Raw genomic sequence first — 25913 nt, forward strand, 5'->3', positions numbered from 1 at the left:
GCGAAAAAGGAATTTTATAAAAAAACAGCACCCCTAAGAAAAAGAACACTTAAGGAATGCTGATCCATACTCTATGATATTGTAAAACGTCCTTCATCCCTTTACTGCCCCTGCCATCATTCCTTCTATAAAGTACTTTTGAAATGCCACAAAAAGCAGGAAAATCGGAATAACGGAAAAGACGGAACCTACAATCAGAAGACTGTAATTATCCCCATAAGGATTAATCAGTGTATTCAGTCCCAAAGTCAGCGGGTATTTCTCCGAAGACCGGATTACCAGCAGAGGCCATAAATAGTTGTTCCACGCATTCATTCCGTTTAATATTGCCATGGCAGAAAATGCCGGCTTCATAAGAGGAACAATTAATCTGCAAAATATGCCGTATTCCGTAGCTCCGTCGATTCTCCCGGCTTCCATTAACGACCGTGGAATGCTGAGCAGATACTGGCGGAAGAAAAAAATGGTTGATGCATGTGCGAGAAACGGCAGAACAATGGCTCCGTAACTGTCCATCATTTTCCATGAAGAAATCTGCTTATACAAAGGCAGCATAACCACTTCCAGAGGAATGGATAAAATGAGCAGCACCAGGATAAACAGGAATTTCTTTCCTTTAAAATCATAGGCAGCAAACCCATATCCAACAAAAGAGCTGATAAGCAGAGTGCCGGATACCGTAATCACAGTCAGAATGATACTGTTGAAAAACCATCTCCAGTATTCATGCTGTCCTGAAAACAAAAGAATATAATTATCCAGATTCATTCTGGAAATGTTTAAATCCAGATTCAGGCCATATTGCAGAAGGTCGCCTCCCGGCTTAAAGCTGGCAATGAAAAGGACCCATATGGGGAGAAAAATCCCTGCAGCAAGAAGGGTGAATATCAGATAAAAAACAGCGGTTACTGTACGTTTTTTTATACTTCTGTTCATATCAGTCCCTCCCCTCTTCAAATGTTCCTGTGACCTTCAGCTGAATTAAGTTCACCGCCATAACTACGAGAAGGAGAATTAATCCCACTGCACACGCATAGCCCAGTGCCCGTTTTTCCACTCCCTGTCTGTATAAATACCCTACGATAGTAAGTCCGATGTTATTGGGAGAATTATTCCCTTTAAACAGCATGTTGCTCTCTAAGAACATGGAAAGACCGGCATAAATGCTGATCGTCAGCACATAGACTGTGGTGGGCTTTACGAGAGGAACGGAAATTTTAATAAACTGCTGCCAGCCGGAAGCACCGTCGATGGAAGCCGCCTCATATAAATCATCGGGTATACTCTGCAGACCCGCCAGGAAATATAAAATATTCACACCGGTCCATCTCCAGCATGCCAGAAGAAGAAGGGCGAAGAAACTGGTGCCTGCACCTTTTAACCATTTAACCGGACTCACTCCGAAAAATCCAAGTACCTGATTAAAAAGAGAGGTTGCGGATTCTCCAAACATCAGCCGGAAGATGGTTCCGGCAACTACGACTGACGTGAGCGCAGGTATAAAATACACAGACTTAAAGAACTCCGTCTTCTTAATCCATCTGCTGTTTAACATGGTTGCAAAAAGCATAGGAAAGGGAATGAGCAAAACCAGTGTTCCGGCCATGTATTTAAAGCTGTTCCATAATGCTTTTCTGAATATTTTATCTGTTAAAAGTCTGGAATAATTATCAAACCCCACCCATTTATTTTTTAGCACATCCTGAAAGCTTAAAAGCACCCCGTTACAGACAGGAACGATCCAGAACAACAGCACGGTAATTACAAAAGGGCAGATGAACACATAAGGAGCTATTTTTTTCGAGTAGAAGAATTTCTTCATTTTGTCCTCCTTCCAGTAATGATTTTTATACAGCAGCCGCAGGGGTATCACTCCCTGCGGCATCCCTGCTATTTTTTAAATTCATTTTTTAAGGTTTCCTGGGAAGAATCAAGGGCTTCTTTTACATCCATGCCGTCCTCAAAAATACTGTTCAGTGTTACATTGCATAATTCATTGTTAATGGAAGGATATTTCTCATCGGTATATGCCCTCAAAAGCCCGATGCTGTCCTTGGTTTTTAAGAGTGTATCAAAGGGATAATTGGTGAAATACTGGATAAACTGGTTATCCGGATTCTGAGTCAGGGTTTTATCTGTCCACACAGCGGTATTAACCGGATCAAACCCAAGCACATTCCATACTTCACGGTTGGAATCCTCGGAAAGCTTGATATAAGCCATGACTTCTGCAGCCAGCTTTGCATTCTTACCTGATTTTACAATTGCGGTTCCTGTACCGCCTCCGCCGATGGTTGCTGTCTCTTTATCATTCTCATCCCATACAGGAACTGTTGAAATGGCGACCTGCTTTTTTAAATCCTTCATGTAGTTCACAAATCTGGAAGTCTGCCAGAAAGGCATAATCTGCACGGCATATTCTCCTGTATTGTAAGAAGGATATGCTTCTTCGTTATCCGGCTGTCCGCCCGGAACGGTTGCAAAAGCCCCTGTTTCCTGCATTCCTTTTATGTATTCCAGCACTTCCGTCAGTTCCTTGCTGTTTAAGTTTAAATTTCCGTTCTCGTCGACGTAATCTCCGCCCTTTTGAGCCAGCATCAGGTTAATCATCCAGGAAGCAGATGTTTCCACACAGGAGAAATACTTACCGGTGGCTTCGTGATATTTCACTCCCGCCTCTTTAAACTGATCCCAGGTTTTAATATCCTGGTAATTGATTCCTGCATCTTTTAAAAGCTTTTCATTGTAAAATGCCACCGTAGTTCCAACGTGGGTGGGAAGGCCGTATTCCTTTCCATCCTTGGAATAGATATCCAGACGGGACTGTACGATGTTATTCCGGTAAGGCTCGATCACATCATTCAGTTCCATCAATCCGATATTGCCAACCATAAAGGCCGGAAACTTTCCAAGCTCAATATCTACAATATCCGGTGCACCTTCTCCAGATTCCAATGCAAGAGAAAGCTTATTGTGCATATCATCATAGGGCATATTGCTTAATACCAGTTTAACCTTTTTATCCGGGTGCGCTTCATTCCACTTTTCAGCCATGTTCACGTAGAAGTCCTGGTGGAGTTCAATAAATGTCCATACATTTAATGTAGTTACATCATTACCTGCCACCTCCATCGACTTCTTTCCGGCAGAGGCTCCCTTGCTGCCAGCTTCTCCTGAACTGCTCCCGGTGCTGCTGCAGCCTGCCGCCAGAATCACCGCCATGGCCGCACATGCAAGAGCCCCCAATACTCTCCTTTTCATGAATGAATCCTCCTTTTAAATTCTTTCTTATCAAGACAGATCTTGCCATCTGTATGATTCTAAAAAAGTGTCCCCCCCAGGAGGGTGCTGCCGGGCTTATTAAACGTTTTATATGATTTTTTCTAAATCCGGCATTTTTTGTAATTCTTTCTGTTACTGTACTGGTTTTTTATTAATTTTCTTATATATAATTGCATACTAACACATGAAAACGGCAATGTAAAGTATTTTTGCATAATTTAATCCTGTTTTTAAATCGTTTAACCATGTAATTTTACATAATTTTCTGTATGTTCCTGTCGAACTTTCCCTTTTCTGCAAAAAAAGAACGTCTGTCCGTTATACTCCACAGATAAACGTTCTTATAACCATTCCGGTTCTATGTCAGATCTCTCACTGATTTTCGTATCAGAAGCATGCAGTCCACCGCACAGACATTCTCCCCCTCATTCTCCAGTTCTCCTCCATTTAGCAGCTCTATGATCCATTCACTCGCCTTATACCCGATATCATGAAGCGGCAGACTGACTGTTGTCAGAGGAGGGTGATAGTATCCTGACAGCTCTCTGTCATCATATCCGGCTACCGATATGTCATGGCCTATGGTCTGTTTTAACTCCTCCACTCTGTCGTAAACCCCTCCTGCCATGAGATCATTCATGGCAAATATGGCAGAAACCCCTTTTTCAAGGAGTTCAGCGGCGCAGCGGTATCCGGACTGTCTTGTCCAGTCTCCCTCTGTCACAAGACCGGGATCATACAGTATTTTGTTTTCAAAAAGAACCTGCTGGTAGCCCACCAGCCTGGCCTGAGCATGAAGGCTGTCCGGTTTTCCGGTTATGACTCCCACCCTTCTGTGGCCATGGTCCAGAAGATACTTTACAATCTGGGCTGCCCCGTTTACATCATCCACCACAACAGATGGAATCTTCCTGCTTTTGGAATATCCATAGGCCATCACTGCCGGTATGGGCAGCGTATCCGGTATACAGCGGATGACCCGCTCATGGGCTGCCACGTAGATAATTCCCTCCACCTGTTTTTCCATTAGCTTTTTAATTTCCTGTCTGACCAGTTCATAATAATCATCCTTATTGTAGTAAGTATCATTATATTTTTTAAACAGCCTTAAATTGGTTAACAGAATCTGGTATTCCTGTTTCTGACAATAGTCCGTGATTCCGTCAATAATATCCGGTATGCTGAATATGGTCATATCTTCCGCAATTACTCCGATACTTCTGGTCTTCTGCATCTTTAAATTTTTCGCCACGATATTGGGCGTATAATTTAACTGCTCTGCCATTTCCAAAACCAGCTTCCTGGTCTTCTCACTGGCACCAGGTTTATTATTTAAAATATTGGAAACTGTAGCCACCGATACGCCGCAGCATTTTGCCAGCTCTTTGATTGTCGCCATTATTTCCTCCAGAGATCTTTTGTACTTATTAACTCAGATTTTTAATTAATTGTCAATATGTAAATATTAAACGTTTCACAAATCCATCTTTGCAATATTTTGGTTTCATCTATTTATATATCTTGACATTTATTTACGTTTTTGTTACCATGTTTTTGTATTAAAACTTAAGAGAAAGGGTTTATTGACCTATGAAAAAAATAATGCAATCAATAAACAGCGGTATTTTAATACTTTTTGCAGCAGGTATGATTCTTATACTGTTCTCTTTCTCCGGTTTTATTACATCATTTCTTCCTCCTGTTACCTTCGAGGATCTTCTTGAAGGAAAAGAAATCAAAATCGGGAGTCATATTGAGGGTAATGTGGTCTATGCACTGGACTATTTTGCAACGGATACTACTTATGAGAAAAACAGCGACGGAATCATCGTTCCAAAGAAGAATTCAGGCAACTATTATATCATTCCTTTCAGCGGCGGCTATCTGGGACTTAAGACTGACCAGACCCAGAATAGTTCCTTTGACAGGCTGACAGAAGAAACTTATGCCTTTTTAAAAGGCGGTCAAAAGCCTCAGCTGAAGATTTTTATTGACGGGGAAATCATCCCCATGAAAAAGAAGCTTTTACCGTATTTTCATAAATATTTATCAGAAGCAGGATACAGCGAGGAAGAGATAAAAGGGATGGGGACTCCCTTTTTAATCCGCCCCAGAGCTTTTATTGTTAACCGGATTGTTTTTTCAGCCGGCATTCTGTTTCTTTTTCTTTCAGCAGTAATTTTCCGCCGGATCTACAGACGCTTTTGTATACTGGAGGAGTTTTCTAAGGATATACCGGTAGAATGAGATAAAAGGAGAGGCAGACAGCGAAATCGGCTTAATTTTCGCTGCCTGCCCAAAGAATTTAAAAGTTGAAATGATCTTAGAAAAAATCGCCGATATCGGAATGAGAAACAAAATTTGCTGCGTTTCTGTTACATTAACAATAGCATCTGCCCCAATCCCTGACAATGGGGTATGCATTTTTCGTCATTTTCGTTGCTCTTTTCGTTTTATCTACACCAGTATATTATTTAATCTCAAAAAATCTCTGTAACCTTTCCCAAATTCCTTCCTCCTGTTATAACTGATATAAAGAACATCTCCATTCACCATTTCGACCTCATCGCCTTTCACAGACCTGACATTATGCATATTCACAATGTTATGGCGGCTGATCCGGATAAACCACTCTTTCGGAAGCCTTTGTTCCTCTTCATTCAATCTTGCTTTGATACGCATTCTGCCATCTTTTATCATTACACTTGTTTTCCGATAATAGGACTCCAGATATAAAATCTCTCCCATATTGAAAACGAAAGGTTTTCCATTAAAAAAGGCGGCATATTTCAAATTTTCCGGATCAGACAGTTTTTTGTGAAATGGTAAATATAATACGATCAGATCATATCCCATTTGTCTGAATATCAGATTCAGACTTTTCCATTCTTTTGTTTTTTCGGCTTCCATTTGCAGCTTTTCATCAATTAAAAAGGCAATTTTCATAATCTTCCCCCTGTAAATCTATTTATGGATAAATCAGCCTTACCTGCATCATGCTCATCCATATTTTGATAACGCAGAAAGAGACTTTAACAAACTATGAATATTTACAGCAGATATTCTCACACTAAAAAAGGGACTGTCAACCACACAGAAAGGAGACTTGATATGAAATCAGATAAAAATAATGATTCCGGCAGTCGGTCAGACCGGGTTACTGCAAAAAACAATTATGATATTGACATTCAGGCCTGTTCCACTACTGACTTAACCGGACTGATTCCGGCAGAACCGGCTTCGGAAGAGGAACTGGATGCATACCAGGATCTCTACCCTTATCTTCCCAAAGCAAAGGTGAAAGATAAAAAGCGGTAAATACCAAATGGAAAACCCAGCCGGATATCCACAAGATACCTGGCTGGGTCATTCCTATCTGCCTGTTTCAATAATTGCATCTACAATATCCATATAATCACTGCAGTATTTTTCATACATAGGCTTAACTGCATCCTGAAACTTCTGTTTCTCACCCGGAGACAATTCTATAATCTGGCATCCTGCCTGGCGGACTTTCTTTTCTGATTCCTTTTCCCGCTCAGACCATAACTTTCGTTCGTACTCCGCTGATTCCAACGCACATTCTTTAATGATGTTCTGATCTTCTTCCGACAGTTTGTCCCAGGTCGGCTGGGAACAAAGCTGAAGCTCCGGTACCCGGTTATGCTCGTCAAGCGTGTAATACTTAGCCACTTCATAATGACTGGTTGATTCATAGGAGGGCCAGTTATTTTCCGCACCGTCAATAGCACCGGTCTGCAGCGCTGAATAAACCTCTGCATAAGACATGGGGGCAGGGCTTGCACCCAGTGCTTCCACCATCCCAATCATCATCTCTGATTCCTGAACGCGGATCTTAAGCCCCTTTATATCTTCCAGTGATCTGATGGGACGGACAGAGTTGTAAAAATTTCTGGCACCGGCATCATACCAGGATAAAGGCACCAGTTCAGAGCCTTCAAACGAATTCATAAAGTCTTTACCGATGGGACCGTCAAGAACCTGCCACATGTGGTCCGCATCCCGGTAAAGATAAGGCAGCTGAAGAACATTCAGCTTGGGCACAAACTCTGCCAGAGGAGATAATGAAATCCGCATAAAATCTATTCCTCCAAACTGCAGCTGCTCACATACAGACTTTTCATCCCCCAATACCCCGCCTGCCTGAATATTAATTAAGATCCTTCCGTTGGTTTTCTGGCTGATTAATTCCGCAAATTTATATGCTCCCTGAGTTGTTGGATAATCTTCTGCCTGGTTTTCTGCATAGGTAAAAACATATTCAGGGTTTTCCCAGACTCCTTTTCCCGGTGCTTCCACTGATGCTTTCCCTTCCTGTCCGGCCGGACTTCCTTTCACACCGGTCTGGTCTGGTCCTTTGCAGCCGGAAAGAACTACTGCCATGACTACACACAAAAAAACACCAGGTAGTTCCCTTCTCATAAAACCCCGTCCTCCTTAACGCTGTCATTATAGCTTTCTGTCTCTTTTTAACGTCATCTTAACATATTTTATTATATCCAGCGGTTTTTCGCAAGGAAACGGCAAAATTTTTATATATTCAACAGGATACGATCTTATTTTTTGTTGAATATACTCATCCGGTATTCCGTTGGACTGATGCCTGTGACCCGCTTAAATACCTTTGCAAAATAATTGGAATCATTATAACCTACAGCCTCACCGATCTCCTTAACGTTGACCATAGGTTCTTTCAGCAGGTTTTTTGCAGCTTCCACCCTGCATTCCGTTAAATACGTTGTAAAATTTTTATCAAAGCACTGTTTAAACAGCTTGCAGAAATATGCCTCTGAATAATTCATCACCCTTGCAACATCCTGCATGGACAAGTCCCTCACATAGTTTTCCTCCATGTACTGCCTGATCGCCTCCGCTACCTTATGAAGCCTTACCTGTCCATCTCCTGTATTCAGTTCAGTGGATGATTTAAAAAGAGCCGGTTCCGGCATATTCAGCTCTTCCTCCTCTTTCCCTTCCTGCATCGCCTTATCAGCAAGACGCATGGCTTCGTCCAATACACTGATCAGTTCCTCTTCCTTACAGGGTTTTAATAAATAGTCAAGGACGCGGATTCCAATGGCTTTCTTCGCATAAGAGAAGTCATCAAAAGCAGTCAGGAAAATGATACTGCACTCACTTTTACGCCGCCGCATCTCCTGTGCCGCCTCTATGCCGTTAATTCCGGGCATTTCAATATCCAGCACCGCAATCTGAATATCATGCTCGTCAAACAGTTCCAGCGCCTCTCTTCCATTTTCTGCCTGCCAGATTTTACACTGATCCCCCAGTTCCTTTGTCAGCGTTTTATAAAGCACCTTTCTTTCTATTAATTCATCATCTGCAATCAGTACCCGATACATATAAGCTCCCTCTGTCACAGCCTGACTGGAATGGTCAGCAAAACTGCTGTTCCATGCCCCTGTCTGCTGTATATCTGAAAATCACCTCCATCGTACATGCGATGGATTCTCTGGTAAATATTGCCTGCTCCGATTCCTACTCTGGCAGTGGAATGAACCGCCAGCGCCTCTCTCAGTTCTACCAAACTCTCCTCACTCATTCCCACACCTGTATCTGCAACGGATATAATAATCTTCTGGTTCTTCTCCCATATACGGATCCGGATGCTTCCTCCCTCTTCTTTCTTTGAAATGCCGTGTACCACCGCATTCTCTACAAGAGGCTGAAGGGTAAAGGTGGGAATCATAATCCGGCCGCTGTCCACCAGACACTGGATGTCGTAATGAAGCCTGCTGCCAAACCGCATCTGCTGCAAATACATATAGTCACTCACTACCTGAAGCTCTTTCTTTAACAGCACCTCCGATTCCGGTGTCTTTAGGTTGTACCGGAATAAATTGCCCAGGCACTCTGTCATGCGCTCGGTTGTACCTGCGTCTTCCAGCTTTGCCATACAGGAAATCATATTCAGGGTGTTAAAGAGAAAATGAGGATTAATCTGGTTTTTCAGCAGCTCCAGCTTGGTTGCATCAAGCCTTTTTTCTATCTCCATCTTCTCTATCTCCTCCTTGTGAAGGAGATCTGCCATTTCATTTTTCTCTTTTAATGTGGTGATATACTGACTGGTGGAATGTTTCATCTTATTGAAGGCACGTACCAGCTCTCCAATCTCATCCTGATTGTCAATTTCCACATCCTCATTGCTGAAATCATTCCCTGCTATCTTTCTGGATATACACGCCAGCCGCACCACAGGATCCACCATGTCCCGGTTCATCATCCGGCTTACATAAAAGGTTCCGCTGATGCTAAACACTGCAAGAAACAATATCACAATTGGAAAACGGTACAAAATGGGAACTCTGGCGTGATAGGCATCGGTTCCTTCTCTTAAGGTACTTTGAACCAGACGTTTTCCGTAATCCGAAAGATAATCCTGCATCCGGTAGATCCGGTATAATTCATTGATATACTGGGTTATGGAAAAACCGTTTTCATCCTTGCCCATAAGAAATAAATCCCGCCACTTGCTGTAGTTCTCATAACCATTCCGGATCGACCATGTTATGGAATACCGTTCTGTTCCCACCTTGTCATAGTCAAAGGGCAGCTGGGAAACACTGTGTTTTGTCCTGGCGCAGGCTGTATCAAACAATTCCCTGCTCTCCTGGGAGCGGTCTTTGACATAATTTTTAAATGCTCTGGTTTCCTCCTCCATAGCTGCCTGATAATCATGGCATCTGGAATTGTCCTCCAGAATCTGGTTGAATCCATTTAACGCAAAATCCAGTATTACAATATTAAATATAATGGAAAGTGCCACGATCAGAATAACCATGGCTGCGATTGTCTTAATCTTCTGCTTTAACGTAAAAGAAAGCCACTTCTCATGCAGCTTCTTCGACCCCCATCGTCCCACTTTCACCGAATTCCCCTCTTTCTTCTCCTTCTTTCAAGACACTTATGAAAGTGACCCGCCATTCTCATTATACCAGATTTAAAAAATTTATGCACCTTCAGTTTTCATCCAGTCCAAAACGAAACCGCAAAGATACGCAGGAAAATCTATGCGTAACTTTGCGGTATTTTATCCATTTAAAAACTTTTTATCCTTAGTGTAGACGGAACTTACTCATTAATTCCCGTAAATTCTCTGCCTGTCCGGAAAGTTCCTCGCTGGCAGCAGCACTCTGCTCTGCTGTTGCGGAGTTACTCTGTACAACAGAAGAGATCTGCTCGATTCCAACGGTTACCTGAGTTACCTTATCGCTCTGTTCCTGCAGTTCACTGGCAGACTTTTCGATGGCTGTAACCATATTCCTGGTCTCCATAAGAATTCCGTTTAAGGTCTCTCCGGTTGAGGAAGCCACTCCGGTTCCCTTCTCAACTGCTGTAATGGTATCTGCAACCAGGCTTGAAGTATCCTTTGCAGCATTGGCGCTTTTTCCTGCCAGATTACGCACTTCATCTGCTACCACTGCAAAACCTTTTCCTGCTTCTCCTGCTCTTGCTGCTTCCACCGCTGCATTCAGGGCAAGAATATTGGTCTGGAAAGCGATATCTTCGATCAGCTTGTTGACCTTTTCAATCTCTTTGGATTTCTGGCTGATCTGGCCCATGGACTGCATCATAACCTGCATCTGGGCATTGCCTTCTTCCATGGCCTTGCCAACACGTCCAGCCTGATTATTAATGCCTTCTACTGTCTTAGCCGTGCTTAAAAGGCTGTTTGATATCTCATTAACGGAAGAGGATAATTCCTCTACGGAAGCTGCCTGTTCCACTGCACCCTGGCTTAAATTCTGCGCTCCCTGGGATACCTGGGCGCTGCCCTTGGCAACCTCGTCTGCAGACACATTAATTGTTTCCATGGTTTTAGCCAGCATATCTTCTGCCTTTAATATCGCTTCCTGAATCACAACGTAATCGCCGTTGAAATTCATGGACCCGGAAGGACTGAAATCTCCGGAAGCAATCTTATCCATAGATGCTGCAATGGTGCTGTTATAATCTCTGACACTGGTTACATAATTGCCGATTTCCTCTGCCAGCTGTCCGATCTCATCTTTTCTTTTTACAACAGGAACATCACTGGTTAAATCACCGTTTGATAAAAGCTTCATCCTGCCTGCAATGGCTGATATGGGGCCTGCTATGGAACCAGCAAACCAGAATGCAAGGAAACAGCTCACAACGATTGATAACACCAGAAGGATTACCATTCCCACTACGACTGCATAGATTGAAGTAGTCGTTTCATTAATCGGTGCAACCACTCCAAGTGCCCAGCCGTCACTGCCGCTCACCGGACTGTAGTAGCAGTATCTGCTCACGCCCTTATACTCATATTTTCCGATATCAGTTTTCCCGGATATAATCTTCTGGAACATCTTACCAATGGATGCATAAGAAGAATCGCTTTTTGCATTCTCAATCATGTTGCTGCGCTGCTGAACAAGATCCGCATTATTGCCGCCGATTAAAGTTCCGGTACTGTCTAAAAGAAATGCATTGCCGGTCTTACCAATTTTGAAGTCTTTAATCAGATTGCTTAAAACACTTCCGTCATAAGTTCCCACCAGAATACCAAAATCATATGGGGTAGCCACCCGGATTACCAGCGCATTGTTGCTGTCTAATTCTGTGGTTGAAATAGTGGTCTGTCCGTTTAATGCTTTTGTTATGTAATCCGCACCTGTATAATTTTCACCGATGTGCTCCCCGCTGGCAGTGCGGGTAACAACGCCTTCCTTGCTGATTACCGCCAGATCCTTATAACCGTAAAGAGTACACTGGTTGCTTAAGTACTCTGTTACCACTCTGGAGTTGATTGATTTTAAGCTTCCTCCCTGGGCGCTGGCTTCAATGCTGACCTTCATCTGGTCTATGTTCTGCACAATTAAGTTATTAACCAGCTTTCCAGTTGCTTCCAGATCACTTTTCACAACATCTGTGATACCACTATAACTTACCGTAATGCTGACAATCATATTGGTCACGGATAATCCAAGAATAATGGCAATAATAAACATTAACATCTTCATCTTAAGCGATTTCACAGAAATCTTTGCCTTAATTGATGCTCCCACATTCTTTTTCTTACCCTGCCCAACTCCTTTTGCCTTCTGGGTTTTCCGATTCCACTTCTTATCCCCCGGTGTCTTCATAGTCTTATGCTCCTTGTCTCTTGTTTGGTAAATATGAACCATGACATTTCGTTTATGGTTTTTTTCATTATACGATATTTTGTAACTATTTGTCAACGTATCCATAAATTGACAATGATTTTTTATTTATCTTTTAATAGACAAAAGTCTATTATTTCAACAAAAAAAGATATCTTACTCCATTTTTCACAATGAATAAGATATCTTTTTACGCTCTATGCTCCCTGGCTATGAGAAAATAGTCTGAATCAATGTCATGTAAATTAGCGTTCCTCCCCCTATACTGAGCAGGGAATTCCCCTTCCATGCATGCAGTGCCGCAATGGCTCCTATGGAAAGAAGCTCCGGCAGGCCATAGGGACGGGCTGTAAAAGAAACTCCCCTTAAACAGTAGACCACCAATAGGCCAATGGTGGCATAAGGCAGCGTATTGCTTAGATAAGTTACATATTTTGGCGTTTTCTTTCCTGCCGGGAATAAAAAGAAAGGCAGAAACCGGGTGATCACCGTGGCCAGAATCATAGCCAGAGTGATCAGGGCATAATTCATGAAATTCTGTTTCAAGTCTGTTCCTCCTTATCTTTTCTTTTCACATAGCCGATGGTAATGACAGAAATAATCATCAGCATGGCAGGTACAATAAAAACATCCTTTCCAAAAAGCAAAATACATAAAATAGAAGAAAAAATCCCGATGCACGCTGCCCGGCGGCCTTTGCCGGACTTCCACTGATCGATAAAAATTACTGTAAAAAGGGCGGTCAGGGCAAAATCCATTCCAGCAGTATCAAAACGGATCATGGTTCCTGCAACCGCCCCCGCCAGTGTCCCTGCCACCCAGTACAGCTGGTCCAGAAAAGATATAAAAAAGTAAACCCAGTATCTTGGCAGATGATCCGGAACTTCTTCGCTGCAAAGAACAGAAAATGTCTCATCTGTTAAAGAAAATATCAGATAAGGTTTCAATTTACCCGACTCTTTTAACCGGTCAAGCATGGACAGTCCGTAAAACAAATGCCTTGCATTGAGCATCAGAGACATTAACAGAGCGTACCACGGATTTACAACAGCGGCAAAAAACGTAATTCCAAGGTACTGCAGGCTTCCCGCATATACAAACACACTCCAGATGAGTGCCCAGAAAATGCCAAATCCGTTCACTCTCATTAATATTCCAAAAGCTGCGCCTAAGACCAGATACCCCGCCATAACAGGCACTGTTTTGGGGAAAGCATATTTCAATGCTTCCATTCTTTTGAATTGTTTTTCCATCGTCTTCTTCCTGTCATTTATGATTGCCTTTTCCCGGCAAATTTTTTATTATATAAAGTACCTCAATTAAATTAATTTGTCAATAACAGGAGTATAATCTTATGAACTTTGACTATATGTATGATTCATGCAGTCTCTGTCCCAGAAACTGTAAAGTTAACCGCCATCAGACCGTGGGATACTGCGGCTGTACAGATACAGTGATGGCGGCCCGGGCGGCCCTCCATCACTGGGAGGAGCCCTGTATCAGCGGAAGCCGTGGAAGCGGAACTGTCTTCTTCTCCGGCTGTACACTGCGCTGCTGCTTCTGCCAGAACTATTCCATCAGCCAGGAGAATTTCGGAAGGGAACTGACTCCGGAGAAGCTGTCTGTTATATTTTTAAGACTTCAGGATGAGGGGGCCCACAACATCAATCTGGTAACTGCCACGCAGTACCTTCCGTCTGTAATCAGGGCTCTTGATCTTGCAAAACCAAAGCTTGCCATCCCAGTGGTGTACAACTGCGGCGGATATGAATCAGCAGAAGTAATCAAAGCACTTGACGGATACGTTGATATATGGCTTCCTGATTTAAAATACAAAAGCAGCACCCTTTCTTTAAGATACAGCAATGCAGCAGACTATTTTGAAAAGGCCTCGAAAGCCATTAGTCAAATGATCATTCAAACCGGAGCACCCAGATTTGACCCCTCCGGCGATCTGATGGAAAAAGGCGTTATCATACGCCACATGGTTCTTCCCGGAGCAAAAGAGGATTCCATGGCTCTTCTTGCCTGGATGAAAGAGGAGTTGCCTGATGGAATGTACTATATCAGCCTGTTAAGCCAGTATACTCCCTTTTACAAAAGTGCTCTGTATCCGGAAATCAACCGAAGAATCACTTCATATGAGTATAATAAGGTCCTTAACAAAGCCATCGAGCTGGATCTTATACAAGGATTTATGCAGGAAAAAAGCAGTGCAAAAGAAGAATATACACCTCCTTTTGATTTAGAAGGGATTATAACTGATTAAAAACGGATAGAAAGGGATATCGACTGTATACATCATCGATATCCCTTTCTATATTATCTCGTCCATTGGAATTGATACCTCTTTTCTGTCTCATGTTCCCTTACAAGTTGCGTATGTATCAACATGATCTATATAAATTTTTTACGCTCTCCGTTGCTATAACCAGTTTTTTTGTGGAACCATCTTTTGTTCGGTTATTCATCAGATTACGAATCACTGACTTCTTCTTTCCATAGGATTCGTGTCCACTGGTCTTTCACATCGGTAGATTGTGGGGGCCTTTGTTTCATTCTTTCAAATGAAACGAATCTGCTCTTTCTGGTGGACTGTACCTCCTTTCGTCAGTTTTCCCTCTTCTTTGTAACTTTGTTTCCCTTTGTTATGTCATAATTATAGCGTATAGCCCTGTATTTGTCAATATATTTTTATTTATTTTTTAATTAAATTGTCAACTCTTAAATTGTCGCTATTTATTTAGAATTTATATACTTTATTTTAATTAAAACAGAATATATTTTTCATTATATTAATACAATAATTGAAATTTTCTGTCGAAAAAAGAGATACGCAGAGTGATATAAAAACCGTCACTCTGCGTATCTCCCCTATTGTGTTTTTAAACGGAACCGTTCCACCAGTTCACGCAACAGCTGGGCCTGTCTGGAAAGCTCCTGACTGGAAACCGCACTTTCTTCTGCTGTAGCGGAATTGTTGCGGACAGCCAGGGATATCCGGTCAAGTTCCTTTGTTATCTCTTCCACCGCTCTGGCTTCTTTTCCCGCTGCTGCAGAAATGGAATCTACCGCTTCTACTGCCATGGCCGAGTCCTCTAATACCTTCATCATGGACTGAACCGTTTCATCCAGAAGGCTGTTTCCATTCTCAACGGCTGATATGGAGCTCTGGATCAAATCCGTTGTATTCTTCGCCGCCTCTGAACTTTTAGCAGCCAGGTTTCTCACTTCACCCGCAACCACTGCAAAGCCCTTTCCAAATTCTCCGGCTCTGGCGGCTTCAATGGCTGCATTCAAAGCCAGAATATTAGTCTGGAATGCAATATCTTCTATTACCTTAATAATCTTTTCGATTTCACCGGAGGAAACACGTATCTCATCCATTGCCTTTGATAAATTCTGCATGGACATGTCGCAGTTTACCACTTCTGTTCCGGTCTGCTGAACCTGTGCAGAAACATCTCCTGCTTTTTCTGCCAGCTTCTTAATATTCCCTGAAACATGATTAACGGAGTCAGACAGCAGCTCAATGGTTTTCTCCTGAGTATCCGCCCCATCCGCCAAAGCCTTGGACCCTTCAGCCACCTGGCCTGAACTTGCCGCTACCTGACCAGCCGACTGATTTACTTCATACATAACTGCATTTAAATTAAGAGTAATTTTTTTAACGGCCTCTTCCAGTTTATAGAAATCTCCGGAAAGACCCATATCTGCATCCAAATCCAGATGATTATCTGCGATCTCATGAAGTGCCAGGGAAATCCGGTCTATAATTGTTTTTAAATTAGACGACATCCGTTCAAAGGATTTCGCCGTCTGACCGATCTCGTCTCCGGAATCCACTCCGGAGAACCCGCTTAAATTACCATCTGCGATCTGCTCAGCTGCTGCCGATAATTTATGTAATGGTTTTAACTGCTTTTTAATAACGACAGTGATCATAAACAGGATCATGATCATGGCTGCTACTGATATGACTGTCATCAGAGTAGCCATTCGTTCCGCTTCCCGGTTCATATCGCCGGCATTCACCGCAGTAACCGAATACCAGACAGAACCATTTAACTGAATCGGTTCAAAAAAGTAATACACTTCTCCTTTACTGTTCCCATCAATTACATGAAATGCCTCTCCGGTTGCAGTACCGGCTTTTATCCCATCCTTACAGGACTGGGCACTTACGTAATCGGAAACATTGGTTCCGGCAAGCCCTTTTCCTGTACTTTCCGATATGATTGTTCCGGCATCATTAAGAATGAAGGTAAACATACTGGGATAGGACGCTGCAGTTTTTACCTGGCTGAACCGGTCCAGTCCCACATCAACAGAAACTACGCAGAGTGTTCTGGAATTGACAATTACCGGCACTGCCATGGTAATGATCATCTCACCATTTGATTCATAGGGTTCTGTAATAACCCGCGCTCCGGTCTCAAGAGCCTTCTGATAATAATCTTTTGCGGAGTAATCTTCATAATTACCGCAGCTTGTAACGGTTCCATCCTGGCTTGAGTAAATGCCGTAGCTTCTGGCTGCAGAACTCAAACCATACTGCTCGAACAGAATACTGACTCCCTTAATGTCCTCAGAATACATAACAGAAGCCCGAATGGTTGAAATCATATAATCCTCGATTCTCATACCATTTGTATCCAGTGTTACCTTGTCAGATATCCGGCTTTTATAAAACGGCTCTGCCGTATTACCCGCCTTGATTCTAAGATCCAGCATCAGTTTTCTGTTTTCAGATGAATTTTCCAGATAATAAGTGATCCGGTTTGACACCTGTTGTGCCGTGTCAAAAATCTGCTGAATATCTTTACCATTTTCTGATGCAAGCGTTTTTAGTTCCCCGAAAGCCGACTGCTGCATCGCACGTTTTGTCATTCTGGATGTAATACCAATTAATATACCAAATACTACCACCAGCATGATCCCCGCCATGCATGCAATCCTGGTTGAAAGATGGGTGAATTTTCCCCTGTTCTTCAACCTTGTTTTTTTTAACTTTCCTAATCGCTTCCACATCATCGCGTAGTCCCCCTTCCGCAGCATGTCTGTATGTCAACCAGATTATACCATATTTATACAACAATTGTAATGTTTTTTTGTTATTTTTCATAACAATTGACCAATTATTTTCAACCTGTTATTTCATCTGGTTTACACGGCATTATAGTTTTTTAAATACGGTTTCATAGGGGGCCAGTTCAGCTCTTACCATGGAAAAGTCAGTTTCTATGACGGCAGTCTGGGGATTTCCGCTGTTATTAATGACTACAAGTGTCCGGCAATCCGGATACCACGCACATTCCGTTTCCGGATTATCCGTTAAGTACTTCTGTTTCAGGCTCATTTTTCTGCTGTAAAGCATGAGATTCATCAGCATTCTTGTATTGGCATTGGAAAACTGAAAGCTGCTTAAATAGATTCCGGCTCCTGTTCCAAATTCGTGATAAGTGATTGCCGGCACCTGGTCTTCCTCAGACAGGACAGAGGTTTTCCGGTCTGTTAAGTATAATCCTTTTTTCCCTTTTATACGTGCTCCCTCCGGAATCACCCCGGGGATGGATTCTGTCTTGTATTCCATGCGCCCATGGCATACTTTAGCACCTGTATCCTGGTCAATTCCCAGTACCTGTGCCATACGGAAAAAAGTATGATAGCCGTCTGCTGCAGAGGGTTCATTAACTCCGATGAAAATCCCTCCCCTGTGGACAAAGCGGACCGTTTCTTCTAAAATGCCATCGTCTTTCCATCCATCTCCTCCGCTCCAGGCTGTACCGGACGCACCTGCATTTATAAGAACATCCACATGATTTAAAGACCCGTTTTTAATATCTTCAAAGCTTAAAAACTCTACCTGCACAGGAAGCCCGGATAAAGCTTCGTTTATATGAATCAGATCATGCATATACGTTTCATGGAAATGTCCGGATAAGGTCCATGATCTTAACCTTCCCCATGCATGGACAACCGCTGCCTTTATGGGAAGTGTATATACCTCACCATGTTCATGCAGTTCCTTAATCTGACGGAATTCACCGGCAATAGTTTCTATACAGCTGCAAAAATCGGGATACTCCTCTACCAGGTGGAGATAACCGCCAAGACCGATCCGGTCAATCTTCTGGCGGAGAATTGCACGCCGGACTCTGTTCCAGTATTCCAGCGCATCCTTTGTGGGATTTCCTCCCGGAGCAAATGTGGGGGTTCCGTTTAACCCCACTGGAAACAGATAGGGATGAAGTCTTAATTCATGGGTTTTTACCGGCACACCTGCACAAAGGCGGGCCTCATAGCCGGAAAATACACATTTGATAATCCCATCGAAACCAAACTCTTTAAAGCTGCTGTGATACGGCTCCAGACCGATCCAGCTGTCATCATAAAACACGCTGGCCTTTTTCCCAAAACTGTGAACCAGTTCTACCAGCTGTTTTCCATAATCCACCACAAAACGGTTTATAAATGCCATATAATCAAGCTGGCGTCTGCCGGGCGGCATGTGTGTTACGTGAAACTTCCCCTGGTTAATAAAATCCTCGGATACAAGGCAGTATCCATATTCCGTTTCAAACTCTTCAAGCGCTGCCGGGCTAACAGTAAAATCATACGAGCCCCAGTCACTGAACAGATTCCGTTTTCGTTCACTGCTTCCCCACATCCACACAAAATTATAAAAAAGAGAAGTAAATCGTACCACAGTTGTGGTCGTGTGCTCCTCGCACCAGGTCTTAAGCCAGCTGTATAAATAGTTTCTCGTCTCCTCATGCCTTGGATCCAGAGGCATTAAGTGCTCCTTTTCCCAGTGATTGGTGACATGATTATACATGGAGATCTCTTCCCATATCCGGTAAGCCAGAAAATTCACAGTATACTCATGAAAGGGACAGATTTCCATAATTGTTACTGACTGGACTTTGGAATCATAGGTCCAGGAGGAAGGGGATATCTCCCGATTGGCCGTTCGGTCATAAACCTGCCAGTATTTTATGGATTCGGGACTTTCATTGACACAAAACTGGTCCTTATAAAAGTCTTCCATCAAAGGAATACTTAAGTGTCCCTCTGTTCCTGTTCTGGGTTCTGTAACCAAAAATGTCTGCTGAAGCTGCTCCGGATGGGCTTTCGCCCATTCATTGTGGTCTCTGATCAGGCATATGGTGGAATAAATTCCGTATCCCGCATTTGTCAGCTCATCAGACAGTTCGGTTCCGTCACTGTCTCGTATCATATCTGCTCCCCAGCGTCTGGCAAGCTGCAGGGTCAGTTCCTCATAGCCGGATTCTCCTGGAAGGGTAAAACTTCCTTTTTCTGTCACTCTCATAAATGTTCTCCTTTATCTATTGATAGCCGGACATTCTCTTTTGGAGGTTCCCATTCAGGAGCCTCCTTCCTGTCCGGTAATATCACACCGGCATCGGACAGGCCTTTCCATACAAAGCCAGCCATCTTCCATGCGCCATAATCATTGGTATGAGTATAATCGGAGGGATAAAACCAGAGCCCGGACTCCTTAAGTCCATGCTCTTTTAAAAACTCCATACTCATTTCATGCAGATCCACAACAGGAACCCCCATGCTTTCTGAAAGTTTCATAACCTCCCACGCATATTCTTTTAAAAGATCATGATAGATTTTACCATGTTCCAGCCAGCTGTTTCTGGCCAGTGGCGTGACCAATACGGGAATGGCTCCTTTATCCCGTATTTCTAAAATATACTGAATCAGGTTATTCCGGTAGCCTTCCTCTGCTTTTAAGTGATCAACTTTCTGGTCATTATGGCCAAACTGAAACAAACAGACATCTCCGTCACTGATTTGTTCCATGAGAATTTCATAATGCCCCTCTGACCGGAAGCTTTCTGTGGTCAGGCCGGAATGGGCATGATTGGAAACTGCAAAATTACCGTTTAAAAAGGCAGGAAGCATCTGACCCCATCCCCCATAGCTCTCTGAAGGATTATAAGGATATTGGGCATTCTGATCCGTCACCGTAGAATCACAGGAAAGATACAAAGTTTTCCCTTTCCATTTTTCAATAGTAAGCGTTTTTAAACGGACCGAGCGGCTGATTACTGTTACTTTAACTGACTCATCCCAGAAACGCCTGGTCTCTCCTCTTGGTATAAAATCGCTGACGGAGACTGGAAAAGATCCGCTCCATTCTTCCTGGGCCCTTAAACTCCCCCGCCAGACCAACTGCCTCCTTCCGGCAAATAAAAGGACCTCTTTCTCTTCTTCCTTTGCATAAAGAGTAATGGTCATGAGGTAATTTCCCTGGTCCCCTATATCCGCCTGAAAGGATAAGGGAATTAACATGGACTTAGACTCCACATAACAGCCCCGGTCATCCTGCCTTACTGTTATCTCCTGCTGAAACTCAGGACCGGGAATGAAGCCGGTATTCAGTTCCGGCAGGCTGCACGTATGGGACGACTTATGAGACTTCTCCGTGAAAAAGCCATAGCCTTTGCCGGATTCATAATACCGGGATGGTTTCACATTGATTTCCTTTTCCTTCACAGCCTCTGTCTGATAAAAAACATATTTTGTCATGAAATACTCCCTTTTTTCTACATTAGAATGGATTACCTGCTTTTAAGAAAGGGCTGATGCCAGATCTGCAACAGCCCCGTGTTCTTATTGAGCAATAAAATCTCCGGAATCGATCAGTTTCTGTTTTTCATCCAGAATCTCCTGATATCCGTTGTCTAAATATTCCTTACAATACTTATCATACTTCGCATCCAGCTCCTCTGGTTTACATGTAATCATATCTACATAAAACTCCTGCCACATGGCTGTTAAATCTGCTGCATACTCTCCGGTTGCCTCAACACTCTTGGTGAAAACAGGGCTGACCAGTCCATACTGCTCCACTTCTTTTGTGTAATCATAGGATTGTTTGACCAAATCCTCATATCCGGCTGGAGCCAGCGTCCTGATATTGGCCTTTAAATTTTTAGCATCATCACCGTAATCGGCCATTTCCGTAACCAGACACCAGTAATCTTTGTTATTATTATTGGACAGCCTGGATTCTCCTTTGAAATCCTTGACAGGTACTGCGATTTTGTCGGAATCAAGAGTATAATTAACTCCCTCCGCTCCGTTTTGTAAATAAAACAGATTCTCAGGCTGTGACATCCAGTTTAAAAACATCCAGACTGCCGCTCTTTGCTTTTCATCTGTCTTTGAGTTGATTCCCATGACCATTCCATAGGGCGGGTATTTATAGTAGTATGGGTGACCATCTTTTGGTGACTGCGCAGTGGGACTTAAAACAGAAACCTCGGCCTTTGGGTCATTTGCCTTTAAGCTGTTTATTACATCCGTGTTTGCAGAGATATAAAAGGAATAGGTGCCCACATTTCCGGCAACAAAGTCGGCTTTCCATGCAGCATCATCTGCATTTAAATAAAATTCCGGATCAAGAATTCCATCATTGAATTCCTGGTTCATGGTTTTTAAGTAGGCTTTTGTAGCGCTCCAGGTAAGGGGTGCTGCATTGAGATCCAGATAAAGGTTTAAATCCTTTTTATCCGGTGAGGAGCCGATAAAGGGATACTCATAGGTATAGCTTTTATTTATAATCTGCGCTCCCAGCTTGCCAAGCCCAGCTTCCTTCCACGCTTTTGCTGCATCCTGAAGTTCCTCTCTTGTGGCCGGTTTTTCTTTTCCCACCTTATCCAGCCAGTCCTGTCGAATGAGGGTCACCCAGTTGTAATAGATGGGATTTCGCTGTGCAAAAAAGAAGGTGTTTTTCCCATCCAGTTTTCCGTACTGATTTATGATTTTTTCCGCATTTTTATAATAATCCGGTGCATAATACTTTATTTCATCAGGATCCAGCTCCTGCATGGCGCCCTCAGAATTGTAGTTCACCGCCTGAGGCATGTCGTAATGGAAAATGATATCAGGCGCATTGCCGGCTGCAATCATCTGCATGTAATCTGCGATCTCATTCTGCCTGTTGATTGCCACATACTGGACAGTCACATTGTATTTATCCCCAAATTCCTTTTGAATCCAGCGGGTGTAATAATTATTCACCGGATCCCAGCCTTCAAAGCCCCTGTCATACACAGGGATCTTGATGGTTACATTTTCCGGAAAGCCCTTGGAATAATCCGTGTAACTTTTACCCTCCGCTTTTGTTCCGGTTTCTGCTGCCTGGCTGGTTTCTTCTTTCTTACTTTCTTCAGTCGGCGCAGATACCTCTTTTTTTGCGCTGCATCCGGACATCAGCCCGGCGGCCATTGCAAAAGCTGTCCCCCACGCTGCTGCCCTTTTCCAACTCATCCTTTTCCTCATAAATATCCTCCTTCTCTTTTCATTCCAATATCATCAGCCTTTTACTGCACCTATCATGGTTCCCTGCACAAAATATCTTTGTATAAAGGGATAGATGCAGATAATGGGCAGTGTTGCAAAAATAATGCAGGAAGCCTTTAACACCTCCGGATTTGTGATCTGTCCTGCCGCATTTCCTCCCTCTGCCTTAAAGGATTCGCTGGCAGCTACCACCAGATAATAAAGCTTCAGCTGCAGCGGACGTAAATCCACCCGCTGCTTGATGTAAAACAGTGCGTCTGAATATGCATTCCAGCGGCCGACAGCGTAGAACAAAGAAATCGTTGCTATAATGGGTTTGGAAAGCGGTACCACAATATAACTTAATATCTTAAAATGACTGGCACCGTCTATTAAAGCGGACTCAATCAGGCTGTCAGGAATGGAAGCCTTGAAATTATTTTTCATAATCAGGAAATTATAGGCTGCAAAGGATAAAGGCAGGATCATACACCACCAGGTATCCAGCATATGCAGATTGTTCATCAGTAAATAATCCGGTATGGTACCGGCAGTGAAGTACATGGTGAACATGATTAAAAAAGTCATGATTTTTCTGCCTTTCAGCTGAACCCGGCTTAAGGCATAGGCGGCACTTATGGTAAGAAACGTCCCGATCGCCGTGAAGGAAACAGTTACAATTATGGATACATACAGGGATCTTACAATGGATGCATCCTGTAAAACCTTTCTGTAAGCATCAAAGTTAATTCCTTTTGGTAGCAGAAAGATCTTATTTGCTATGACATAGGCTTCCCTGCTGACCGACTTGGCAAATATGTGAATAAACGGAATCAGGCATGTCATAGATATCACAAGGAGCAGAACATGAAAAAATAAGTCAGTTACAAAATCCTTTCTTCTCACTCTGGTCTGATTTTTGCTCATCGTCTTCCCCTCCTTATATGAGACCGTCTTCACCCAGCTTCTTGGCTATGAGATCAGCCCCAACCACAAGAGCCAGACCAATCACGGACTGGAACAGCCCCAGTGCGGTCGCTTCGCTGAATTTTCCGCTTTCAATTCCCCATCGGTAGACTAAAACCGGAATGGTAGTGGTAAATTCTGTTGCCTTGGCATTGGCCAGGGCGTACACCCGTTCAAAAGAACCTCCCATCAGCTTTCCCAGATTCATGATCAGCAGTGTTACGATGGTACTTCGTATACACGGAAGTGTTACGTGAATACACTGTTTCAGCCTTCCGGCACCATCCACTCTTGCTGCCTCATAAAGTTCAGAATTCACGCCTGTAATCGCAGCCAGATAGATAATGGTTCCCCACCCCATGGACTGCCAGACTCCGATAAGCACATAGCTGATCAGCCACCAGGTATTCTCCTGAAGAAATGGAACCGGACTGTGACCGGCATTATGAATCAGAACATTCACCACACCGCTGCTGACAGAAAAAAGGGAGTAACCGATTCCTCCGATAATGACCCATGACAAAAAATGAGGCAGATATAAAAGTGTCTGCATAACACTTTTAAAATACCGGTTCTTGATTTCATTCAGGATCAGAGCTAAAATGACCGGCATTGGGAAACCAAAAACCAGATCCAGGATGTTTAACAACAGAGTATTAGTTAATGCCTGACCAAAATCCCTCTTGCCAAAAACCTTTTGAAATATGGAAAATCCCACCCAGTCACTACCGGCATACCCCTTAGCCACCTTATAATCCTTAAATGCAATGGACAGTCCGCTGTATGGCAGGAATTTAAAGATCAGAATAAAAAGCATGGGAAGAACCATGAGTACGTAAAGCTGCCAGTCCCGCTGCAAATAACGAATAAACCGGTTCCTGTTTTTCTGTTTTCTCTCACTGTGAGCTGACCTTATTTCAGATTTAACCATAATATCCTCCCATCTCCCCGATAATCCATAACTATATTATAAAAAATGCACAATTCAGTTTCCAATCAAAACAACCTGTAAACTATGCAGTTTCAATCATTTATTATTACGGAACATGGAAATGTCACAGCATTTTTTCCTCATTTTTCGAGCAATACTGCGGATTTTAATGTTTTATGGCTTTCTTTTTAATTACCCAGGCAATTATTGATCTATTAGTGATTGAAATAAGAATTAGACATCATGTATAATTACAGAAGTGAAATGAGGAGGTATCAGGAATATATGTCTAAAAAGAAAAAGACTGTTATTGAATTCAGAGATTATGATTTACCAGCTCACTTTCCAGTTCTTCTTCTGACTGGAGATCATTGGAGAATCTCCGATGTTCCATCCGGGCGCCTCCATATCCATAACTGCCTGGAAATCGGAGTATGCGAGACGGACAGCGGAACGATTAAATTTGAAGATACCACTTACCCCTTTTATGCCGGAGACGTCACTGCCGTATCCTGTGATATTCCCCACACCACATACAGCGCACCTGGAACCAACAGCAAATGGTCTTATTTATTCGTAGATATGGGCGAACTTCTCCACCCATTCTTTTCTGGTACAGATCTTCACAATGTAGAACTCTTCTCCTTTTTGGAACATCATTTAAGCCTAATTATGGGAAAAACAAAATATCCGGTCATTTATTCCATTGTCACCGAAATAATAGAAGAGCTGAAAAAGAAAGAACCTGGTTATGAGCTTGCTGTGCGGGGGCTTTTTCTGGCACTGGCAGCCAATCTTATGAGAGCGGCTTCCTTAAACCACAAGAAAAAAGACCAGACACCTGAAAATGCGCTGGTCATTGCACCGGCTCTGGAATTTATCCGGTATCATTATATGGAAGACTTTCCCATGGAACAGCTTGCTGCTTTATGCAGCTTAAGCCCCGCCCATTTCAGAAGGCTGTTTTCTTCTGTCATGGGTAACCGCCCCTTGGAATACTTAAATACCACCCGCATCAGAAAAGCAGCGGATTTACTCCGCATGACGGAAGAATCCGTTTTAAACATTTCCGAGCGGGTGGGGTTCCACTCCATCTCAAGCTTTAACCGGCATTTCCTCGCCACTATGGGAGAAACTCCCAAAGACTGGCGAAAACAGATGTCTATCCTGAAGGACCAGTCGCTGTTTAAATACAATGGCTGGATGTATGCGGAGGTTTTGAAGAAAAAATAGCTGCCTGTTCA

21 protein-coding genes are annotated in these 25913 nt (G+C 43.0%); 4 read left to right on the forward strand and 17 right to left on the reverse strand.

All coding sequences use genetic code 11. The features are described 5' to 3' along the window. Nucleotides 1-93: 93 nt before the first annotated feature. From V7D18_RS14095 to V7D18_RS14110, 4 genes are all read right to left on the reverse strand, one after another. Complete coding sequence (locus V7D18_RS14095; protein WP_426154931.1) at nt 94-936, reverse strand: carbohydrate ABC transporter permease; 843 nt, start codon at nt 934-936, stop codon at nt 94-96. 1 nt (nt 937) lies between these two features. Further along, nucleotides 938-1822: a carbohydrate ABC transporter permease gene (locus tag V7D18_RS14100; RefSeq protein ID WP_426154933.1), complete on the reverse strand. Its 885-nt coding sequence runs from the start codon at nt 1820-1822 to the stop codon at nt 938-940. Nucleotides 1823-1890: 68 nt separating this feature from the next. Continuing rightward, entirely contained in the window at nt 1891-3261 is a 1371-nt protein-coding gene (locus V7D18_RS14105; protein WP_426154935.1) for an ABC transporter substrate-binding protein, read from the reverse strand. A gap of 379 nt (nt 3262-3640) precedes the next feature. Further along, nucleotides 3641-4681: a LacI family DNA-binding transcriptional regulator gene (locus V7D18_RS14110; RefSeq protein WP_426154936.1), complete on the reverse strand. Its 1041-nt coding sequence runs from the start codon at nt 4679-4681 to the stop codon at nt 3641-3643. A gap of 191 nt (nt 4682-4872) precedes the next feature. Here V7D18_RS14110 and V7D18_RS14115 point away from each other — a divergent pair, with 191 nt between their 5' ends. Next, on the forward strand, nt 4873-5529 hold the full coding sequence (locus V7D18_RS14115; RefSeq protein ID WP_426154937.1) for a DUF6709 family protein: 657 nt from the start codon (nt 4873-4875) through the stop codon (nt 5527-5529). Between the two features lie 210 nt (nt 5530-5739). Here the strand turns inward: V7D18_RS14115 and V7D18_RS14120 are convergent, their stop codons facing one another. Beyond that, complete coding sequence (locus tag V7D18_RS14120) at nt 5740-6228, reverse strand: LytTR family transcriptional regulator DNA-binding domain-containing protein (protein ID WP_426154939.1); 489 nt, start codon at nt 6226-6228, stop codon at nt 5740-5742. Between the two features lie 165 nt (nt 6229-6393). Between V7D18_RS14120 and V7D18_RS14125 the strand changes: the two genes are divergently transcribed. Next, nucleotides 6394-6600 carry a hypothetical protein gene (locus V7D18_RS14125; RefSeq protein WP_426154941.1) on the forward strand — a complete coding sequence of 69 codons (207 nt, stop codon included), beginning with the start codon at nt 6394-6396 and terminating at the stop codon, nt 6598-6600. Between the two features lie 54 nt (nt 6601-6654). Here V7D18_RS14125 and V7D18_RS14130 read toward each other — a convergent pair whose 3' ends face one another. The 6 genes from V7D18_RS14130 to V7D18_RS14155 all read right to left on the reverse strand — a co-directional run bounded on the left by V7D18_RS14130 (nt 6655) and on the right by V7D18_RS14155 (nt 13702). Beyond that, nucleotides 6655-7725: a TRAP transporter substrate-binding protein gene (locus tag V7D18_RS14130; protein ID WP_426154942.1), complete on the reverse strand. Its 1071-nt coding sequence runs from the start codon at nt 7723-7725 to the stop codon at nt 6655-6657. Nucleotides 7726-7859: 134 nt separating this feature from the next. Beyond that, the gene (locus V7D18_RS14135; protein ID WP_426154944.1) at nt 7860-8663 is read right to left on the reverse strand and encodes a response regulator transcription factor; all 804 of its coding nucleotides are present in this window, start codon (nt 8661-8663) and stop codon (nt 7860-7862) included. Nucleotides 8664-8677: 14 nt separating this feature from the next. After that, entirely contained in the window at nt 8678-10189 is a 1512-nt protein-coding gene (locus tag V7D18_RS14140; RefSeq protein WP_426154945.1) for a histidine kinase, read from the reverse strand. Nucleotides 10190-10376: 187 nt separating this feature from the next. Then, nucleotides 10377-12431 (reverse strand): methyl-accepting chemotaxis protein, encoded by a 2055-nt coding sequence (locus V7D18_RS14145; protein WP_426154946.1) that lies wholly within the window; start codon nt 12429-12431, stop codon nt 10377-10379. Nucleotides 12432-12659: 228 nt separating this feature from the next. Beyond that, complete coding sequence (locus V7D18_RS14150) at nt 12660-12980, reverse strand: branched-chain amino acid transporter permease (RefSeq protein ID WP_426155215.1); 321 nt, start codon at nt 12978-12980, stop codon at nt 12660-12662. A gap of 11 nt (nt 12981-12991) precedes the next feature. Beyond that, entirely contained in the window at nt 12992-13702 is a 711-nt protein-coding gene (locus V7D18_RS14155) for an AzlC family ABC transporter permease (RefSeq protein WP_426154947.1), read from the reverse strand. A 101-nt stretch (nt 13703-13803) separates the two neighbouring features. Between V7D18_RS14155 and V7D18_RS14160 the strand changes: the two genes are divergently transcribed. Beyond that, on the forward strand, nt 13804-14718 hold the full coding sequence (locus tag V7D18_RS14160) for a radical SAM protein (RefSeq protein WP_426154949.1): 915 nt from the start codon (nt 13804-13806) through the stop codon (nt 14716-14718). 605 nt (nt 14719-15323) lie between these two features. On the opposite strand, the gene V7D18_RS14165 is transcribed toward V7D18_RS14160, so the two are convergent. The 6 genes from V7D18_RS14165 to V7D18_RS14190 form a co-directional block, all read right to left on the reverse strand. After that, nucleotides 15324-17483, reverse strand: coding sequence for a methyl-accepting chemotaxis protein (locus tag V7D18_RS14165; RefSeq protein WP_426154951.1), 2160 nt, complete (start codon nt 17481-17483; stop codon nt 15324-15326). Between the two features lie 142 nt (nt 17484-17625). Further along, entirely contained in the window at nt 17626-19782 is a 2157-nt protein-coding gene (gene gnpA, locus V7D18_RS14170; protein WP_426154953.1) for a 1,3-beta-galactosyl-N-acetylhexosamine phosphorylase, read from the reverse strand. Further along, nucleotides 19779-21014, reverse strand: a complete 1236-nt coding sequence (locus V7D18_RS14175) for a rhamnogalacturonan acetylesterase (protein WP_426154954.1) — start codon at nt 21012-21014, stop codon at nt 19779-19781. Before V7D18_RS14175 ends, gnpA begins: the two co-directional genes overlap by 4 nt. Before the next feature lie 84 nt (nt 21015-21098). Continuing rightward, on the reverse strand, nt 21099-22772 hold the full coding sequence (locus tag V7D18_RS14180; protein ID WP_426154956.1) for an extracellular solute-binding protein: 1674 nt from the start codon (nt 22770-22772) through the stop codon (nt 21099-21101). Between the two features lie 33 nt (nt 22773-22805). Continuing rightward, a complete protein-coding gene (locus V7D18_RS14185; RefSeq protein WP_426154958.1) occupies nt 22806-23699 on the reverse strand; it encodes a carbohydrate ABC transporter permease in 894 nt (297 codons plus the stop codon). 13 nt (nt 23700-23712) lie between these two features. Continuing rightward, on the reverse strand, nt 23713-24669 hold the full coding sequence (locus V7D18_RS14190; protein WP_426154960.1) for an ABC transporter permease: 957 nt from the start codon (nt 24667-24669) through the stop codon (nt 23713-23715). 285 nt (nt 24670-24954) lie between these two features. On the opposite strand from V7D18_RS14190, the gene V7D18_RS14195 reads away from it, so the two are divergent. Continuing rightward, nucleotides 24955-25902, forward strand: a complete 948-nt coding sequence (locus V7D18_RS14195) for a helix-turn-helix domain-containing protein (protein ID WP_426154962.1) — start codon at nt 24955-24957, stop codon at nt 25900-25902. Nucleotides 25903-25913: the final 11 nt, after the last annotated feature.

Source organism: Lacrimispora sp. 38-1, from assembly GCF_049890855.1.
GTDB lineage: Bacteria > Bacillota > Clostridia > Lachnospirales > Lachnospiraceae > Lacrimispora.

What these genes read in the sequence shown, in the direction of transcription:
- V7D18_RS14165 (WP_426154951.1), bottom strand. Translation starts at nt 17,483, where the DNA reads ATGATGTGGAAGCGATTAGGAAAGTTAAAAAAAACAAGGTTGAAGAAC.
- V7D18_RS14155 (WP_426154947.1), bottom strand. Translation starts at nt 13,702, where the DNA reads ATGGAAAAACAATTCAAAAGAATGGAAGCATTGAAATATGCTTTCCCC.
- V7D18_RS14135 (WP_426154944.1), bottom strand. Translation starts at nt 8,663, where the DNA reads ATGTATCGGGTACTGATTGCAGATGATGAATTAATAGAAAGAAAGGTG.
- V7D18_RS14160 (WP_426154949.1), top strand. Translation starts at nt 13,804, where the DNA reads ATGAACTTTGACTATATGTATGATTCATGCAGTCTCTGTCCCAGAAAC.
- V7D18_RS14120 (WP_426154939.1), bottom strand. Translation starts at nt 6,228, where the DNA reads ATGAAAATTGCCTTTTTAATTGATGAAAAGCTGCAAATGGAAGCCGAA.
- gnpA (WP_426154953.1), bottom strand. Translation starts at nt 19,782, where the DNA reads ATGAGAGTGACAGAAAAAGGAAGTTTTACCCTTCCAGGAGAATCCGGC.
- V7D18_RS14150 (WP_426155215.1), bottom strand. Translation starts at nt 12,980, where the DNA reads ATGAATTATGCCCTGATCACTCTGGCTATGATTCTGGCCACGGTGATC.
- V7D18_RS14175 (WP_426154954.1), bottom strand. Translation starts at nt 21,014, where the DNA reads ATGACAAAATATGTTTTTTATCAGACAGAGGCTGTGAAGGAAAAGGAA.
- V7D18_RS14185 (WP_426154958.1), bottom strand. Translation starts at nt 23,699, where the DNA reads ATGAGCAAAAATCAGACCAGAGTGAGAAGAAAGGATTTTGTAACTGAC.
- V7D18_RS14180 (WP_426154956.1), bottom strand. Translation starts at nt 22,772, where the DNA reads ATGAGGAAAAGGATGAGTTGGAAAAGGGCAGCAGCGTGGGGGACAGCT.
- V7D18_RS14100 (WP_426154933.1), bottom strand. Translation starts at nt 1,822, where the DNA reads ATGAAGAAATTCTTCTACTCGAAAAAAATAGCTCCTTATGTGTTCATC.
- V7D18_RS14095 (WP_426154931.1), bottom strand. Translation starts at nt 936, where the DNA reads ATGAACAGAAGTATAAAAAAACGTACAGTAACCGCTGTTTTTTATCTG.
- V7D18_RS14130 (WP_426154942.1), bottom strand. Translation starts at nt 7,725, where the DNA reads ATGAGAAGGGAACTACCTGGTGTTTTTTTGTGTGTAGTCATGGCAGTA.
- V7D18_RS14195 (WP_426154962.1), top strand. Translation starts at nt 24,955, where the DNA reads ATGTCTAAAAAGAAAAAGACTGTTATTGAATTCAGAGATTATGATTTA.
- V7D18_RS14145 (WP_426154946.1), bottom strand. Translation starts at nt 12,431, where the DNA reads ATGAAGACACCGGGGGATAAGAAGTGGAATCGGAAAACCCAGAAGGCA.
- V7D18_RS14105 (WP_426154935.1), bottom strand. Translation starts at nt 3,261, where the DNA reads ATGAAAAGGAGAGTATTGGGGGCTCTTGCATGTGCGGCCATGGCGGTG.
- V7D18_RS14125 (WP_426154941.1), top strand. Translation starts at nt 6,394, where the DNA reads ATGAAATCAGATAAAAATAATGATTCCGGCAGTCGGTCAGACCGGGTT.
- V7D18_RS14110 (WP_426154936.1), bottom strand. Translation starts at nt 4,681, where the DNA reads ATGGCGACAATCAAAGAGCTGGCAAAATGCTGCGGCGTATCGGTGGCT.
- V7D18_RS14115 (WP_426154937.1), top strand. Translation starts at nt 4,873, where the DNA reads ATGAAAAAAATAATGCAATCAATAAACAGCGGTATTTTAATACTTTTT.
- V7D18_RS14190 (WP_426154960.1), bottom strand. Translation starts at nt 24,669, where the DNA reads ATGGTTAAATCTGAAATAAGGTCAGCTCACAGTGAGAGAAAACAGAAA.